Here is a 17,765-nt window from a genome sequence, read left to right as displayed (position 1 = left end):
ACTACTCGTGACAACGGCAGGGCGCGCGGTGGACGGCAAGCAGCTGGTGAAGGACTTGCAGCGCCAGGTGCTACTGTTGGAGGACGATCTTCGCGTGCGCGCCGGCGAAGAGCCCGAGTTCGCCACCGCGTTGCGGGCCGAGTACGACGACGCTTATGAGAAGAAGCGCACTGCTGCTACGTACGAGTCATGGCTCGACGCCCGGGTCACCCAGGTCGCGGCCGCGTGGGTGCTCGGCACAGTGTTCGTGCGGTTCTGCGAGGACAACGGGCTCATTGAGCGGCCGTTCATCTCCGGCCCCGGCGAGCGGCTCAAAGATGCCGAGGAACACCACGAGGCATACAACCGCAAGTTCACGGGTCACAACGACCGCGACTGGCTGATCGCTGCGTTCGATCACATCGCCGACGCTCACCCCACTGCGGCCGGGCTTTTCGACAAGCGGCATAACCCCCTGTGGGAGATCACACCGTCGTACGAGGCTGCAACGTCGCTGCTGAAGTTCTGGCGGCGTCCCGACGAAGAGCTCCGCTACGACTTCACCGATTCCGAGTGGGACACCCGCTTTCTCGGCGACCTCTATCAAGATCTTTCCGAGCACGCCCGCAAGACCTTTGCCTTGCTGCAGACCCCGGAGTTTGTCGAGGAGTTCATCCTCGACCTGACGCTGGAGCCGGCGGTCAGGGAGTTCGGCCTCAAGGGCCTGCGGACGATCGACCCTGCCTGCGGCTCCGGCCACTTCCTACTCGGCATTTTTAAGCGCCTGCTTGCCAAGTGGCGCCACGCAGAGCCCGGAACCGACGACTGGGAGCTGATCAAGCGCTCACTGGAGTCGGTGCACGGTTGCGACAAGAACCCGTTCGCGGTGTCTATCGCGCGATTCCGCCTGCTTGTCGTGGCGCTGCGCGCGACGGGTGAAACGCGCCTGGCAGCTGCCCCGACGTTCCCAGTCAACGTCGCAGCCGGTGACTCCCTAATGCACGGCCGAGGCGCACCAGGAGTTCAGGGCGAATTTTTCCCATCCGACAAGCCCCACACGTACGCCACCGAAGATGTCGACGAGTTCATCAATTCGTGCGACTTCCTGGGTCGGGCGTCCTACCACGTTGTCGCCGGCAACCCGCCCTACATTACTGTCAAAGACAAGCGGGAAAACCAGAACTACCGCGACGGCTATGATGCGTGCTCCGGCGCGTTCGCATTGTCGGTACCTTTTGCGCAGCGACTGTTCCAGCTCGCGATCCGCCGCGACGGCAACGATCGCAACGCCGGATTTGTTGGTCAAATTACCGCGAACTCATTCATGAAGCGCGAGTTTGGAAAGAAGCTCATCGAGAGCTTCTTCAAGACCGTGAACCTGACCCACGTTATCGACACCTCAGGCGCTTACATTCCAGGACACGGGACACCGACAGTGATCCTTGTCGGTCGCAACCACCAGTACCGCCAAAACGACCCAATCAGGGCCATTCTCAGCGTCCGAGGCGAGCCGCGTCAACCGGAGAACCCCGCAAAGGGATTGACCTGGTCAGCAATTGTTGAGCAACTTGACCAACCAGGCAGCGAGTCCGACTGGATTTCTGTCGAAGACATTGAACGATCAACCCTGTCAAGTCATCCGTGGTCACTTAGCGGCGGTGGAGCTTCAGAGTTATTCACCAAAATAGAGTCTGCTGCCAAAAGAAAATTTGTAGAAAATATTCGACTCACTGGCAGGACTGCTCACACCGGTAGCGACGAGGTATATTTCACCCCTATCAAGTCCTGGAGACGTCAAGGAGTTCGATCCGATCATTTCATTCCACTAGTCGAGGGAGATGTAGTCCGAGACTGGCACCTTACAGCCGCAACCGAGGCCCTATTCCCATACGATTCAGACCTAAAAGCAGATCTGAGTGATCGACCGATGGCGCATCACCTCTGGCTGCATCGTTTTCATCTCCGAGAGCGCCGCGAACCGGGTGGTACCCACGAAGAAATCGGTCTGACCTGGTATGAATGGAGCCGCTGGCACCCGGAGCGGTTCTCAATCGCCATGGGAATCGCGTTTGCGTTTGTGGCGACACATAACCACTTCGTGCTTGACCGGGGCGGAAAAGTCTTCAAGCAGTCAGCGCCGGTGATCAAGCTGCCGGAGAGGGCGAGCGAGGATGACCATCTGGCGCTGCTGGCCTTACTGAACTCGTCGACGGCGTGCTTCTGGCTCAAGCAAGTGAGTCAGGGGAAGGGTGGCAGCGGGCTCGGCCGCGGGCACCAGGACGAAGAATGGGAAGAGCGGTACGAGTTCACGAGCACCAAGCTGCAGGATTTCCCGCTGCCGCGTGAGCTGCCACTTGAGTTCGGCCGCACCATGGATTCCCTCGCCCAGCATCTCGCGGCTCAGGCTCCAGGCGCGCTGTCCGGCCATGAGGTGCCGTCGCGGGCGCGACGCGACGCGACGCGACGCGAGCACGAGCGCGTTCGGAGCCGGATGATCGCGCTGCAGGAAGAGCTCGACTGGCACACCTACCGCCTGTACGAGCTGCTGATGGGTGGCGATCTCGCGCGGGTCACCGCCGCCGACCGCGACGATGTTCCCGAGATCCACCTTGGCGAGCGGGCCTTTGAAATCGTGCTGGCACGCAAGGCTGCTGCGGGCAAGATTGAGACTGCGTGGTTCGAACGCCACGGCTCCACGCCTGTCACCGAAATGCCCGCGCGTTGGCCAGAGTGGTACCGAGCGATCGTACAGGCACGGATCGATATCATCGAGCAGCGCCGCGACATCGCGCTGATCGAGCGTCCGGAATGCAAGCGACGCTGGGCGACACAGCCGTGGGAGAAGAAGGAAGCCGAAGCGCTCGAAACTTGGCTGCTGGACCGCTGCGAGCGACGCGACCTCTGGTACAGCCTGCGTGACGGTTTCGAACAACCGCGAGTACTAACAATCAGTCAGCTCGCAGACGCGTTCAAAGACGACGCTGACATGCAGTCCGTCGCGCAGCTCTACGCCACCGACCACCTCGACAAACGCGACCTCACGCTGGCCCAGGTCCTGGAAAAGATCATCGCAGACGAGCATGTCCCGTTCCTCCCCGCGATGCGCTACAGGGACCTGGGGCTGCGCAAGCGCGCGCAGTGGGAGAAGGTCTGGGAGCAGCAGCGGGAAGAAGACAAGACCGGCGAGCGCCTCGACATCCCGGTGCCGCCGAAGTACACCTCTGCTGATTTTCGCAAGATCAGCTACTGGTCCCAGCGCGGCAAGCTCGACGTACCCAAGGAACGCTTTATCTCCTACCCCGAAGCAAGCCCGGACGGCGACCCGACGCTGCTGCTCGGCTGGGCCGGCTGGGACCACAAGGACCAAGCACAGGCCCTGGTCAACGTCATCAACGACCGCACCCAGGAAGCCGGCTGGGAAGCCGAGCGTCTGAAGCCGTTGCTGGCCGGACTCGCCGAGGTCATGCCATGGGTCAAGCAGTGGCACGGCGAGTACGACGCCGAGTGGGGCGGAGTACCGGCCGACGAATATCAAGCCTTTCTTGACGAGCAGTTGACCAAGCATCAGCTGGCGATCAAGGACCTGACCGCATGGCGTCCCGAGGCTTCGCGGCGCGGGCGCCGCAGCAGCGCAAAGGGTGATCAGCAGTGAGCGGCACCGAGATGTACCTCCGGGACGTCATCGACATCCCGGACTCCGTCCACGCGGGCAACTTCAAGATCGACCTCACCAAGGGGTTCGTCGAGACCGACGCCCGGGTCGCCGAGTACGTAGTGACCGATCAGCTCCGACAGGCGTTCGGCAAGGCGCTGTCACTCGTGCGGGCCGCCGTACGAGACGGGGCTTCCCACGCCGCCTACCTGCACGGCTCGTTCGGCTCCGGTAAGAGCCACTTCCTGACCGTCCTGCACGCGGTGCTCAACAACGCTCCGGTCGCCCGCGCCAAGCCCGGGCTGCAGCCTGTGATCGCCGAGCACGACGACTGGCTGCGCGGCAAGAAGTTCCTCATGGTGCCCTATCACCTGGTGGGTCAGACCGACATCGACTCGGCGATCCTCGGCGGCTACGTCCGCACCGTCCGCGACCTGCACCCCGGGAAGCCCACTCCGCCGGTCTACCGCGCCGACGCGATGCTCGTCGACGCCCAGGGACAGCGGGAGTTCCTCGCCGACGACGCCAGGTTCGCCGAATGGCTGGGCAGCGAAGCTCCGGCCGCTGACGACGACCTCGACGACCTGGACGTCATCGAAGGAACCACTGTCCGCAGCTGGACATCCGCCAAACTCGATCACGCGTTCAGCGCTCCCGCGGGCGACCCGGTGCGCGACGCCCTGGTCTCGGCGCTGCTGTCCGGGCCAATGACGGCCTATATCCGGGGTGCGACTGGCGACGCCAACGCGTTCATCCCGCTCGAGGACGGCCTGTCGGTGATCAGCCGCCACGCCCGTGACCTCGGTTACGACGGACTGCTCCTTTTCCTCGACGAGCTGATCCTGTGGCTCCAGTCGCACATGGCCGATCAGGAATTCGTCAACACGCAAGTCAGCAAGCTCGTCAAGCTGATCGAATCGGGCAACGCCGACCGCGCGCTGCCGATCGTCTCCTTCATTTCCCGCCAGCGAGACCTGTCCAAGCTCGTCGGCGAGGACGTCACCGGAGCGGACGTGAAGAACCTCGAGGCACAGGTGCAGTACCTGGCCGAGCGGTTCGACATCATCTCGCTCGAAGACCGCAACCTGCCGGCGATCATCAAGGAGCGCGTCCTCAAACCGAAAACGCCGCAGGCGAAAACCGCGCTGGAAAGCGCGTTCACCGCCATCGAGTCCACGAACTCCGCGGTCCGTGACGTATTGCTGGACGCCAACGGCGCCACCGGCGCCGACTGGACGGACTTCCGGGACGTCTACCCGCTCTCTCCCGCCCTGCTCAACGTGCTCGTCGCGCTGTCCGGGGCGCTCCAGCGCGAACGCACCGGTCTCAAGCTCCTGCAGGAAATGCTGTACCGGCGCCGCGCCGACATGAAGCTCGGTGAGCTGATTCCCCTGGGTGCCCTCTGGGACGTCCTCGCGGACGGCACCCAGGAGCCCTTCACCGAGCGGTTGCGGCAGGATTCCGAGACCGCGCAACGGTTCCACGCGAAGGTGCGCGCGCACTTGCTCGAGAAGTACGGCAGCGAAAGCGACCCGCGCTTCGTCGCCGACGACCAGTTCGTCAAGACGTTGATGCTGGCCGCGCTGGCGCCGAACGTGTCCGCGCTGGCCCGGTTGACCGGGGCGCGGCTGGCGGCCTTGAACCACGGTTCCATCCGCTCGCGCACCGTCGCGCCTGGGACGATGGTGGTCGGCCGGCTGCGTGAATTGGCCGCGGAGTTCGGCGAGCTGCGCTCCGAAGGCGACGAGGACCCGGTGTTCCGCCTGCAACTGTCCGATCTGAACATCGAACCGCTGCTGGACGCCGTCGGCGAGCAGGACTCGATCGGCGTCCGCCGGATCTGGACCAAACGACAGCTGTGGCAGAAACTCGGCATCCGCGATGCCGAGGAGTTCGTCTGCGAGCGCGAGGTCGTCTGGAAGGGCACGCGCCGCACCGCGGAGTTCGTGTTCGCCAACATCCGCGACAGCCAGGACCTCCCAGACGTGCAGTTCAAGCCCAGCGTGCCAGGCCGGATCCGGATCATCCTCGACTATCCCTTCGACCAGCACGGCCACCCGCCGAGCGACGACATCGCACGGGTGAACCGGCTCAAGCGGGCGGAATTCGTCGCGGCCACGATCACCTGGGTCCCGCATTTCCTGTCGACGCAGAAGTCCAACCAGCTGGGCCGGCTGCTCAAGATCCGGTACCTGCTTGAGCGCAACCGGCTCGACGACTACGCCGGGGAGATGTCCGCGGACAACCGGGTCAAGATCCGCCACCAGCTGCAGGCCCAGGCCGACACCCTCGAATCACAGCTCACCGCGTCCCTGATGCAGGTCTACGGCATCGCGCGGGCCGAAGAGTCCACGCTGGGCGCGCAGGTCGGCGACGAGGGACACGTGCTGTCGCTGAAGCCCGGGCACACGCCACGGCTGCTGGCCGGCGCGGGCTTCGAGCAGAACGGGCTCGCCCTCGCGGACGGCCTGTTCTCCGCGCTGTACCCGAAACACCCGAACTTCGACACGACCGGGAACCGCAAGGCGATCACCGTCGGCGAGCTGAAGACCGTCCTCGGCTGGATCACACAGGCCATGGAGGAGGGCAAGCGCCGCATCGTGGTCGACCGGTCGCAGCTCGGGCTGGTCCGGCGGATCGTGCATCCGCTCGAGCTCGGCGAGGTCTCCGACGGGCCGCTCAACGTCTCCGCGGAGTGGCGGCGTCGCATCGATCAGGCGGCCGGACAGCACGGGGTGGACGGCGACTACTCCGTCGAGAACATCCGCTCGTGGATCGAGGAGCTCGGCTACACCGGGCTGGACAAGGCGGTCGCCAACCTGATCATCGCGACCTACGCACTGCTGTCCGACCGCGCCTGGGTCATGCACGGCTCACCGCTGCGCGAGGCGCCGGAGCTGGACAAGATCGGTCCCGGACACGCGTTGCGGGCTCAGGAACTCCCCTCGTCGGACGAGTTCGCCACCGCGCGCACCCGGGCGTCGGTGCTGTTCGGGGTGAACGTGCCCGAATACCTGGTCGCGCGCAACGTCAACCGCCTCGCCTCCGACGTGCGCGAAAAGGTGACAAGCCTCGAAACAGCGGTCAACAACCTCCGCCGGACGCTGGAGACGCGGGCCGATCAGCTAGGTGTGCCCGCGACCGCCGCTCGCATCACCATCGCGCGCTACGCCGCCAACCTGCTCGCCCGGCTCTCGGCCACTCGCGACGCCACGGCGATCGTGCGTGAACTGGCTGAACCCGCCCAGGACACCGTAAACGACCAGGTGCTGGGCAATGCCATCGCTACCGCGCCGCAGGTGCTCGATGCCCTCGACCGGGTCGAGTGGGACCTCGTCGAATCCGTCCGCCGGTTCGTCGGACGCGGGGACTCGGTCGACGCGCAGGCAGGGCGGCTCCTGGCCGACATCGGCGACACCGCAGCCGTCGACGAGTTCACCCGCTCGCTGCCGCCGGTGCTGAGCGGTGTCCGCCGACGCGCCGTCACGCTGATCGAGGAAGCCGCGGGGCTCGCCGCTGTGGCGCCCCCTCCCCCTGCACCTTCCCTCCCACCGGTCCAGAAGGGTCTGCCGCTGGACTCGCCGTCGTCCCGTTCTGAGGAGAACGCGCAACCGGTTGGCGGGCAAGCGAAGCCGGCCGCACGCCGGATCACGACCAGCGTCGTCGAACAACGGTTGCAAGCCATTCTGGACGACTTCTCGACCGAGATTCGCGACTACGCGAAGGACCATCCGGGCGTCGAGATCGTCCTGGACTGGCGCATCGTCCACGAGGATCGGTCGTGACCACCGCACCGCCGCAGCTGACCAAGCGGATGATCGAAACCTTGCTCACGGACTGGCTGCCGCGAGCCAAGGAGCGTCGGCTTGTGCTGATCTACGGCCGGTACGAGGACGGGAGCAGCGACTTCGCCCTGAGCACCGAGGCGGACCGAAAGCGGGTGCACGTCACCGATCAACACTCCGTGTTGGGCATCGTCGAAGCGTGGCAGCGGCATCAGGCCGAGCGCGGCGCCGACGACGTCCTCGTGGTGACCACGAGCGTCGACGACGCCCAGCTCGGCTGGGACATCCTGGGTTACGCGCTCGGGCGCTCCACCCAAACCGCAGACCGGGCCCGGATCGTGGCGCAGCGATTCGGTGCCGCGGACGTCGACCCGCGCGTTCGCGCCGAGCCGTGGCTGATCGACGCGCTGCTCGAGGCTGAACCGCCCGGTGGCTGGCCCCGCAGCGGGTCGGTGCTCACGCGCGACACGGCCATGCGCACGCTGATCGGCGCCCGGCTCGGTATCGGCACGCTGCGCGAGGACGCGCTCGATGCCGGTGCCATGCTCGCCTGGTCGCTCGATTCGACCGGGCCAGACCGGTTCGCGCGGTTCGCCGAAGTCGAGCAGACCGGCATGACCGACTGGCTGGCCGGTTCGGTCGGCGAAGTCGCTCCGATCGTCCTGCGGCTGGCGGCTGCGGGAAAGGCAGCCGACGCCATGCCGCTCGGCCTGGTCGGCAGGGTGGCGACCCAGCCGGATGCCTCCCCGGAGGCCGCGCTCGCCTTCGGCGGGCTGCTGGCCGGCGTCCGGCCGCCGGCGTTGCGCGCCTTCACCGACGCGGTCGAAGGAACGTTGGAGCGCTGGCTCAGCGAGGCCGAGTCCGGCGGCAAGCTCGCCCGGGACCGGATCCTCGACGTCGCGAGGCGCGCCGAGCAGCTCGCCGCGAGCGCCCACCTCACCGAGGCTCTACGCGACAGCCGGTTCCTGCCGTCCAGCTACGCGGCGGCGCTGGGCACGCTGGCGAGTGCGCTGTCACCGGCCCCCGTCAAGGGCAGCATCACCGCGGTCGAGCGAGCGCTCGACGAAGTCCGCGACCACGGGCTGGCGCGGCTGGAACCGCACCGGCTCAAAGCGGCGGAGATGGCGGTACGAGTCCACCGATGGCTCGCGTTGCCGCTTCCGGACATCGGCTCGGTCGCGGTCGCCGCGAACCGGCAGGTCATGGACTGGGCGTGGGTGGACCGCGCCCTGACAACATTGTGGGTCGGCGACACCGGCGGCGATCCGGCCGTCGCTCGGGCGTACCGAGCCCTGCACGAGGCTGCCCGCGCCCGGCGAGACCGGCTTGACGAGCAGTTCGCCGCGCGACTGGCCAGCTGGGTTCCCCGCGCGTCGCGCATCGATCCCGGCGGCTGCCTGCTGATCGAGGACGTCCTCGACACCGTCGCTCGCCCGGTCGCGAGCCGGCGCGCACCGCTGGTCATCGTCCTCGACGGGATGAGCGCAGCGATCGCCACCGCGATCGGCGAGGAAGCCGCTACCGGAGGATGGCGAGAAGCCTCGCCGCGCCAGGGCGAACGCGTCGCCGCGGTCACGGTGTTCCCCTCGGTGACCCAGGTGGGCCGCGCGAGCCTGCTTTCCGGAGTGCCGAAGGCCGGCGACCAATCGGCCGAGCGAGCCGGCTTCACCGCGTTCTGGCAGAAACACCGGCGCAAAGCCGCGTTGTTCCACAAGAACGACCTGGCGGGCGACGCCGGCTACCGGCTCTCCGAAGGACTGCTGACCGCGCTCGCCGATGACGGTGTCGTCGGCGTGGTCCTCAACACGATCGACGACGCCCTGGACCACGGTCAGGAGGGCGAGCGCGCCGGCTGGTCGATCCGCGACGTCACTTACCTGCGTGAACTCCTGGACGCCGCAAGGGGATATGGGCGCCCGGTCGTGCTCGTATCCGACCACGGGCACGTCCTGCAACGGCCGACGGAGAAGCCGTCGAAGGCCGAGGGGACGTCGGCACGATGGCGCACTGGACCGGCGGGCAACGGCGAGGTCGAGCTGGCCGGACCGCGCGTGCTGCTCGGCGACGGCCGGGTGACTGTGCCATGGCGCGAGGACATCCGCTACACCGCCCGGAAGTCCGGCTACCACGGAGGCGCGTCGCTCGCCGAAATGATCGTGCCCGTCCTGGTCCTCCTGCCGTCCGACGACCTCGTGCCGGCCGGGTGGCACGTCCTCTCTCCCGAGGCCGTGACCCCCGCTTGGTGGGAGCAGCGGCGCACGGTGCTCCCGGAGCAGCCCACGCCGGCTCGCAAGCTCGGCCGTCGCAAGCCCGAACCCGACTCGGCCGTACCGCTGTTCGCGGTGGACGCGCCGGTCGAATCCGTCGGTACGCAGGTCGTGGCCACCGAGCTCTACGCAGCCCAACGGGCCTTCGTGCCGAAGGCGCCGGACAAGCAGGTCGTGGCGACCGTGATCGACGCGTTGCTCGATGCCGACGGATCACTGTCGCTCAGCGCGGTCGCGGAGCGGGTCGGCCGGGCCGCACGCCGTCCGGAATTCTTCGTCAGGACCCTGGAGCGCCTGGTGAACGTCGATGGTTACCCCGTGCTGACGCTGCGCGACGGAGATCGGAGCGTCAAGCTTGATCGCGAAATGCTTCAGACCCAGTTCGGAGTGCGAGTGCGATGACCGTCCAGGCGAGTGAGGCGCGGCGACGCGAGGCGGTGGACGCACTGCGGCGCGGCACCGTGCCGCAGTCGGGGCTCGACTTGCTGGCTGTCGGCCTGGACCGGTTCGCCCGCGCCATGGAGGACGATCTGGCAACCGTGGCGCGCGGAGGTGCGGCCTTCCACGCCGTGCGTGGTGAGTACGGATCCGGAAAGACGTTCTTCACGCGCTGGCTGGCCGAGCGCGCGAAACGCCGGGGCCTGGCGACCACCGAGATCCAGATCTCCGAGACCGAAACACCGCTGCACCGGCTGGAGACCGTCTACCGGCGCCTGACCGAGCGGCTGACCACTGCCACCCACCAGCCCAGCGCTTTGCGCGCAGTCGTCGATTCCTGGCTCTACACTCTCGAGGAGCAGGTCCTCGAGACCGGCGACGTCGCCGAGGACGACGAACAGGCCCTGACCGCGGCTGTTGGGCAGCTGATGGAGCAACGCCTCGCGGAAGTCGCTCGGACCACCCCGGCGTTCGCCGCGGCGCTGCGGGGCTACCAGCAGGCGGTGACTGCCGGCGACAACGCCACGGCGGAGGCTCTCATCGCTTGGCTCGGGGGACAGAAGTCGGTCGCCGCGGCCGCTCGCCGGACCGCCGGAGTGCGCGGCGACCTCGACCATTTCGGTGCGCTCGGCTTCCTCCAAGGGCTGCTGACCGTGTTGCGGGACTGCGGGCACCCCGGTCTCCTGCTCGTACTGGACGAAACCGAAACACTGCAGCGTGTGCGCGGTGACGTGCGGGAGAAGGGGCTCAATGCGCTCCGGCAGCTGCTCGACGAAATCGATGCTGGGCGCTTCCCGGGACTCTTTGTCGTCATGACGGGCACGCCGGCGTTCTTCGACGGGCAGCAAGGTGTCCAGCGCCTGCCACCGCTGGCCCAGCGGCTGGCGACGGACTTCGGTACCGACGCTCGGTTCGACTCCCCTCGTGCCGTGCAGCTGCGGCTGCTGGGCTTCGACCTGAATCGGCTTGTCGAGCTGGGACAGCAGGTTCGCGAACTGTATGCAAGCGTCGCGCAGCATCCCGATCGAATCGCCGCGCTGATCGACGACGCCTACCTGCGGACCCTGGCCTCGGCTCTGACCGGTCAGCTCGGCGGCAAAGGGGGTGTCGCGCCACGGCTGTATCTGCGCAAGCTGGTGGCCGATGTGCTGGACCGCGTCGACGAGTTCGATGACTTCGATCCCCGGGTCCACTATGCGCTGACCGTGTCGAACACGGAGTTGACTGAGTCCGAGCGCAACGCTGCTGCGAGCGCCGACGACGTCGAGCTGGATCTGCCGTGACCCAGGCGTTGGCGCGGCTGCATCCCGCGCTGGTGCACCACATCGTCAACACCCTGGGCTGGCGGTCGCTGCGGCCGCTGCAGGAGCAGGCGATCGAGCCGGTCCTTGGTGGAGACGATGCGGTGCTGCTCGCCCCGACCGCCGGCGGAAAGACGGAAGCGGCAAGTTTCCCGCTGCTGACCGCGATGGAAGAACAGCGCTGGACCGGTCTGTCGGTGCTCTACGTGTGCCCGCTCAAGGCGTTGCTGAACAACTTGTCGCCGAGGCTCGAGACCTATGCGACGTGGCTCGGCCGGCGAGTCGGGGTCTGGCACGGCGACGTCACGGCGAGCGCCCGCCGCGCGATCCTTCGCGACCCGCCCGACCTGCTGCTCACCACGCCCGAGTCGCTCGAGGCGATGCTGGTCAGCGTCAACGTCGATCACAAGCAGCTCTTCGCCGGTGTGCGGGCGATCGTGGTCGACGAGGTACACGCGTTCGCTGGCGACGACCGCGGATGGCACCTGCTCGCCGTCCTCGAACGCCTGACCCGGATCACCGGCGCGCCGATCCAGCGCATCGGGCTCTCGGCAACGGTCGGCAATCCGCACGAGCTGGTGACCTGGTTGCAGGGTTCGAACCGCGCCACGCGAGAAGGCTGTGTGGTGGCCCCCGACATCAAGATAGCGTCCGGGGCGGCTCCGCCTGGCGACGTGGAGATCGACTACGTCGGCTCGGTGCACAACGCAGCCACCGTGATCGCGGCCTTGCACCGCGGTGAGAAACGTCTGGTGTTCTGCGACTCCCGGCAGTTGGTCGAAGAAATCGGGGCATCGCTGCGCGAGCGAGGCGTGACGACCTATCTTTCGCACGCTTCTCTCTCCCTCGACGAACGCAGACAAGCCGAGCTGGCATTCGCCGAAGCGCGAGACTGTGTCATCGTGTCCACCTCCACGTTGGAATTGGGCATCGACGTCGGCGACCTCGACCGCGTCATCCAGATCAACGCGCCGTCCACAGTGGCCTCGTTCCTCCAACGCCTCGGCCGGACGGGTCGCCGGCCCGGCAGCACACGGAACTGTCTCTTTCTCGCCCTCGACGAGAACTCTCTGCTGTGGGCGTATGCGCTGGTCCTGCTGTGGAGCCGCGGTTTCGTCGAGCCGGTGCACGCGCCGCCCGAGCCTCGTCACATCGTCGCCCAGCAGATCCTCGCCTTGTGTCTGCAGGAGAATTCGGTCGGCAATCGGCTGTGGAGCGACGCATGGAACGGGCTCGCGCCGTTCGACCGCAGCGCGGAGCCGATCACCCGTTACCTCGTTGAGGAGGGCTTCCTCGACCAAGACGGTGAACTCCTGTTCATCGGTGAGGAGGCCGAACGTCGCTTCGGCCGCCAGCACTTCATGGGAATGACCGCCGTGTTCACCGCTCCGCCGCAGTTCACCGTCCTCGAAGGGCGCCGCGAGATCGGCCGAACCGATCCGGCGTTGCTGACCGAAAAGGTCGATGGCCCCCGTCTGCTGTTGCTGGGCGGACGCAGCTGGAAGGTCACGTGGATCGACTGGAAACGCCGCCGGTGTTTCGTGGAGCCTGCGGAGTCGGGAGGCCGCGCACGCTGGATGACCTCGGGCATCGGTGGCGTGGGGTTCGATCTGTCGCGTGCCGCGCGTGACGTGCTGCTCGGCGAGGATCCGCCGGTAAAGCTGACACAGCGGGCTACGCGGGTCATCGCGGAACTGCGCGAGGACCGGCTCGCTTCGGTACACCCCGGCGGCACAGTGATCAGCAGGCAGGGCACCGACGTGCGCTGGTGGACGTGGGCCGGATTCCGCGCCAACGCGACCTTGGCCACCTCCTTGGGTCACCTGGCCGACGAGAAGCAACGGTTCGACGATGTGTCCGTCCGGCTCCGTTCTGACTTGGCCCGCGAAATGTGGCAGTCAGGTGTCACGGATGCCGCGCAGCGCCTGTGTCTCCCGGACATCGATGAGCGGGCGATGGAGGGGCTGAAGTTCAGCGAAGCCCTTCCCCGCCGGCTCGCCATGGCAACGTTGGGAGCTCGGCTCGCCGACCTGGATGCGGCGGCGGAGGTACTCGGCGAGCCCACTCGGTTCGTCATTCGATGAGGACACCAGCGGCGCACTGAAGAAGCGCTGGACGGACAGCACAAGGTAAGCCGGTTCCTGAGTCAGTCTGCCCCTCGACGAGCTACCGCGGAGCCGAGAAGGGCAAGCGCCTGGCCAGCACGTCGAAGTGGCGTTGGCTGGACCATGCTCGCCGGTCACCGATGACGTAGAGACGACGTTTCGCCCGGCTGGCCGCGACATTGAGCAGATTGGGTTTGCTCGCCGCCCAACGCCGGGCTCCGGGGCGCTGGGGATCACTGCCGAGCACGAGGATCACAACATCCGCCTGCTTTCCCTGGGCCGTGTGGATGGTTCCGGCCACCAGGTCGGGATAGCGGTCGCAGCGCCGGCGAACTCGGTCGGCAACGTCCCGGAACGGCGCGATGACCATCACGTCGGACATGTCGAAATCCAACGCGCCGAGTGCCGCGAGGATCCGGTCGAGCTGCTGGCCTTCCGCAGGTATCCAGTGGCCCTCCGAGTGACTGGCGGCCACATCGATCCACTTGGACTCGGGTAACGACGGGTACTCCTCGGCGAACCTGTCGGCGTGCGCCACCGTGTTGCCGTGGATCATCAGCCCATCGTAGGCAATATCATTGGCGATTCCGAACATCGGCTCGTCGCAGCGACGGTGCACGGTCAACGGCGCGCCTACCCAAATCTTCCCGTCGTCCGAAGGCAGCAACGTCCCCAGGTGCGTGAGGCGGTCGGCCAGGCGCTGCACGGACGTGCGGCCCGACAACCACTGCTCATCGACGCCGAGTTCCCGGCGAATGGCCTGTTCGGCCCGAAACGGCACCGTCGTGATCGGTTCGAGTTGCAGTGGGTCACCGACGATCACCGCGCGTTTCGCGCGCCAGAGGGCTCCGACGGCGCTCTGCGGTGTCGCCTGCCCGGCCTCATCGATCAGCAACCAACCCAATGTCTCCGCGCCCAAGTGGGAGAACATGCGAGCGAAGGAAGAAAACGTCGTAGACACCACCGGAACCACCAGAAACAGGGCCTGCCACGCCGCCAGTGCAGCGTTCTGGGACAGGTCTCGCGGTGCGCTGCTCGATAGCACGTCCATCGCGCCCTGAAGGCTCTGGCGCATCTTCTTCGGCACGTGCCGAAGGAAAGCCTTGTGCAGACGCAAAGCCGCCAGAAACAGCTCCGTCCGCGCCGAATTCCACTCGGAGTCGGTCCAGAGCGCCGTCAACTCGCGGCGAGACCGGTCGTCGAGCCAGCCGTCGTCGGGGAAGTGCGGTCCGAGGGCTGCCTCCGCGCGCGTGAGTTCGGCGAGCAGAGTATTCAGCGCGTGCTGAGCCCGCTCCGTAAGCGTCTTCGCGCGAGCTTGTGCTCCGGCGGCGGTATTGGCTTCGTTCGCCAGTCGGGCCCCCACATCACGGGCCAGGTCGAACGCTCGCTCGGCAGCGGTGAGCTCTCCGGCCAGCTTCGCATCGCGGTTTCGCCATTCCCGCAGGGCGCGTCCCCACGAGGTAAGCCACTCCAGGAACCCCGGCCGGAACCGCTGGTGTTCGATCCGTAGCCCAGTGAGGCGCCGGCCCTCCGCGTACCAGGCCTGCACGCGATTGTTCGCTTCGGCGAGCTGAGCGCGGATGCCGTCAAGCCGTCTGCCGGCGGACGACAGCTCCTGTTGACACTGCCACAAGTGCTTCTCCGCCTCCGGCTTTGCACACCAAGCCCGGTAGACGCGATCACGCTCGGTCTGACCAGCCTCGGCGCGCTCGAGCACCCGCTTGAACTCGGCCACGGCTTCCGGCCACGTCTCGAACGGCGTAGTCAGCTCGTAGTCCTTGAGGATGGTCAACAGACCGGCTTGCGAGTGGTCGAAGTCCGTAGCTTCCTCGTCTTCGTCGTCCTCCGGCGTGGCGTCGTTCGCGCCGGCCTGCTGCTTGGGTGGTGTGCGGTACCAGAACGCGTCAACGAACCGGCTGCGGTTGTTCTTGTTGCCCAGCCGCGCAGTCAGCAGGGCCCAACCACCCTGTTCTTCGTCGACCGGCTGCGAGCCGCGGGTCGACGGGTCCTTGTCCGCAGCGAGCAGCGCTGACGCGGTGCCCGCGAAGTAGTCGATCTCCTCGGCCGTCCGACGCCAGTGGTCGTCGATGGCCTCCCGCGCCGGCATCTCATTCGTGACGTTTTCAACGGCGCCGTTGTTCGCCGACCCGACGACCATCTCGAACCCGGTGAGTTGGGGCCGGAGGGTGTGGATCACCCGCTTGTAGTCACCGGTCATCCACGTCTCAGTGGTCCCGGTGAATGCGTCGTCGGGCCGGCTGAGTCCGGCCAGGACACTAGCCCGCTCGACCATCAGCGCGGCGACAAGGTCTCGCAACATGGTCGTCTTCCCGGTGCCCGGCGGTCCGTTGACGGCGAAGATCCGCCCGGCGCCGTCCCGCGGCCGCACCGCGCTGGTGACCGCCAGCTGCTGTCCGAGTGCCAATGAGTGGTCCGGGCTGCTCGGCCACCGCCCCAGCGGGACTTGTGCGGGCGCGGTGGCGTGCAGCACAGCGACCGGTCGGTCCCGCACGTCCACGCGGGCTCCGAGATCCAGCTCGGCATCAGGGCGGAGGTAGTCGCGAAGAGCCGCTCCGGCACCGCCCTGCGCGGCGCTCGTCGCCACGGCGACCAGGTCGTCGGCGATCATGCTGTTGAGGAAGTCGTGGCCGTCCACGCCAAAAGCGTTGCGCTTGGCCACGATCTGGCTGTGCACGCGGATCTCACCGTGCGGCACCACGCCGGCGAGCCGGACGAGGTCCTCGACCAACCGGAAGCACCCGGCGAGCAATTCCTCGTCGGCCAGGTTCCCCACCTCATGCACCCGTCCGGACTGCCTGGCTTCCCGCACCGCCTCCCCGCCGGGCGTGACGAGATCCTCGAACAGAGCTGCGAAGTCAAGCCGGGTCCGTTCGAATCCGCTTAGCCAACCAGGCGCGTCGGGCCCGGGGTTCAGCACGCGGCCGGTCGCCCACGCACAGCCGGACAGCACCTGCGAGTCGACCAGCGGACGCCCTGCTCCCGAGACGACGAACGCCGCCAAGGCGCTCTCCCCCGCCGGGCGCTCGTCATAGCTCGTCTCGTCCGGCGGAAACACCGAGTTGAGGAAGTCGAAGACCGGCTCGAGCTGGTAGACGCCCAGGTAGACCGAGTGCCGCCAGGCTTGCTTGGGGGACAGCCGGTAGCGCGCCAGCTCGTGTTCGGGTTCCCACGGCAACGGCTCACCGGGCACCACCGAACTGATCCTCTCCCGCCGGCTCACCTTCTTCACCGGCTGCGGGCTGAACATCTCCACCGTGCTCCAGAACTCGACGATCGCTGCGCGGTCCGCGTCGGTCCCGGGCATCGGCCGCGGTCCGGGCCGCGACGCGCCCGACCGACGCCGGACTTGGGGAGCCTTCGCCGGTGTGGATCCGGCCTCGGCAAGCACCCGGGCCAACGTGCTCGTCCGAGGCCGTGACGACGTGGGAGGCGGGTCAACAGCCGGTTCTACGTCGGGTTCCGAGCCACTGCCCCCGGATGCAGCCGAAGCGCCGCGGACGAGCGCCAGCCGACCGGCCGTGTTCGTCGCCCGACGCTGAGGCGCGGGTAGGCCAAGCCCGACCAGCCGGCCGTGCACGTGCTGGTAGATCTCGTCGAGTGTGCGGGGCTCGGGTTCGGCGAGCGCGCTCAATAACGCACTGGTGAACGCCGTGTACCGGGCCCCGGCCGGGGCGTGGGAAGGAACGTTGGCCGAGCTGGACGTGAGGGTGTACGTCCCGGTGAGGGTGAGCTGACCGGCCACGAGGCTGCTGGGAGTAGCCATGGCCGCAATCGCCTGGCCCGAGAAGCAGCAGTCGAGGATCAAGACCCGCGCCCGGGCGCGGGCCTGCCCCAGATCCTGCTTGATCCGCGCTACCGGAAGGCCGCTATAGCCGACGTTCTGTGGCTCGGTGTCCTCGAGCCCGAGATGCAGGCTTCCGTCGTCGTCAAGCAGTCCGTGACCGGCGTAGTAGACCACCAGGACGTCGGTGGCCTCGCGGGCGGCACGGCCGAGCGCCATACCGACCCTGGCCAGCGATGTCGGCCTGTCGAGGCCTTCGACCGCGCAGTGTTCTGCAGTCAACAGCCCCGTCGTCGGGTCCGTCAAGGCGTCCCGCAGTGCTGCCAGGTTGTTCGCTACCGCGGGAATGGCGGTCAGATCCGCCGCCCCGTAGGTGCTCGTGCCGATCAAGACCGCCCGACACTTACCTGCCTCCGGGAACCAGGGAGTGGTCATC

6 protein-coding genes are annotated in these 17,765 nt (G+C 67.2%); 5 read left to right on the top strand and 1 reads right to left on the bottom strand.

What is annotated here, in order from left to right; translation table 11 throughout:
- The first annotated feature begins 7 nt into the window (after window positions 1-7).
- Genes pglX through Q5425_RS35440 form a run of 5 tightly spaced genes read left to right on the top strand, consistent with a single transcriptional unit; the run spans window position 8 to window position 13,506 of the window.
- Window positions 8-3,631, top strand: coding sequence for a BREX-2 system adenine-specific DNA-methyltransferase PglX (pglX, locus tag Q5425_RS35460; RefSeq protein ID WP_308676744.1), 3,624 nt, complete (start codon window positions 8-10; stop codon window positions 3,629-3,631).
- Window positions 3,628-7,416 (top strand): PglY protein, encoded by a 3,789-nt coding sequence (locus Q5425_RS35455; RefSeq protein ID WP_308676743.1) that lies wholly within the window; start codon window positions 3,628-3,630, stop codon window positions 7,414-7,416. Before pglX ends, Q5425_RS35455 begins: the two co-directional genes overlap by 4 nt.
- Window positions 7,413-10,085, top strand: coding sequence for a BREX-2 system phosphatase PglZ (gene pglZ / locus Q5425_RS35450; protein ID WP_308676742.1), 2,673 nt, complete (start codon window positions 7,413-7,415; stop codon window positions 10,083-10,085). Before Q5425_RS35455 ends, pglZ begins: the two co-directional genes overlap by 4 nt.
- Window positions 10,082-11,404, top strand: a complete 1,323-nt coding sequence (gene brxD, locus Q5425_RS35445; protein WP_308676741.1) for a BREX system ATP-binding protein BrxD — start codon at window positions 10,082-10,084, stop codon at window positions 11,402-11,404. Before pglZ ends, brxD begins: the two co-directional genes overlap by 4 nt.
- Complete coding sequence (locus Q5425_RS35440; RefSeq protein ID WP_308676740.1) at window positions 11,401-13,506, top strand: DEAD/DEAH box helicase; 2,106 nt, start codon at window positions 11,401-11,403, stop codon at window positions 13,504-13,506. The genes brxD and Q5425_RS35440 overlap by 4 nt, the downstream gene beginning before the upstream one ends.
- 82 nt (window positions 13,507-13,588) lie before the next feature.
- Here Q5425_RS35440 and Q5425_RS35435 read toward each other — a convergent pair whose 3' ends face one another.
- The gene (locus Q5425_RS35435) at window positions 13,589-17,764 is read right to left on the bottom strand and encodes a caspase, EACC1-associated type (RefSeq protein WP_308676739.1); all 4,176 of its coding nucleotides are present in this window, start codon (window positions 17,762-17,764) and stop codon (window positions 13,589-13,591) included.
- Between the last annotated feature and the right edge of the window lies 1 nt (window position 17,765).

The sequence above is a fragment of the Amycolatopsis sp. A133 genome, from assembly GCF_031082405.1.
Lineage (GTDB): Bacteria > Actinomycetota > Actinomycetes > Mycobacteriales > Pseudonocardiaceae > Amycolatopsis.
The sequence above is the reverse complement of the archived record's forward strand: the minus strand, read 5'-3'. Positions and strand labels throughout refer to the sequence as shown.

What these genes read in the sequence shown, in the direction of transcription:
- brxD (WP_308676741.1), top strand. Translation starts at nt 10,082, where the DNA reads ATGACCGTCCAGGCGAGTGAGGCGCGGCGACGCGAGGCGGTGGACGCA.
- Q5425_RS35435 (WP_308676739.1), bottom strand. Translation starts at nt 17,764, where the DNA reads ATGACCACTCCCTGGTTCCCGGAGGCAGGTAAGTGTCGGGCGGTCTTG.